At 50.4% G+C, this 260-nt stretch carries 1 pseudogene; it reads left to right on the forward strand.

Going from position 1 to position 260, the window contains the following annotated elements:
- Positions 1–49 precede the first annotated feature (49 nt).
- A pseudogene (locus L9G74_RS21140) lies at positions 50–260 on the forward strand (hypothetical protein); the annotation flags it as partial.

A 260-nucleotide genomic window follows, 5' to 3' on the forward strand; every position in this document is an offset into this window, starting at 1 on the left:
GTCATCGATCCCCGGATTCGACTAACGGGTGCAAAGGAGTGAATCAGCGATGAGTGAAAAAACAATCAACGAGATCACACCGGAAATGTTTGAGCCGATTGGCGCTGATGAATCGGCCGGGGAGCAGATTACCCGGGAGCGGATCGGCTTTTGGAAAGATGCGGCACGCCGTTTTCGTTCCAACTGGGGAGCGATGATCGGCCTTGTCATTATTTTGGTTATTGGATTTTTCGCTTTTGCCGGTCCCTTGATGAATGATT

Origin of the sequence: Shewanella electrica (genome assembly GCF_022321485.1) — a bacterium.
Classification (GTDB): domain Bacteria; phylum Pseudomonadota; class Gammaproteobacteria; order Enterobacterales; family Shewanellaceae; genus Shewanella; species Shewanella electrica.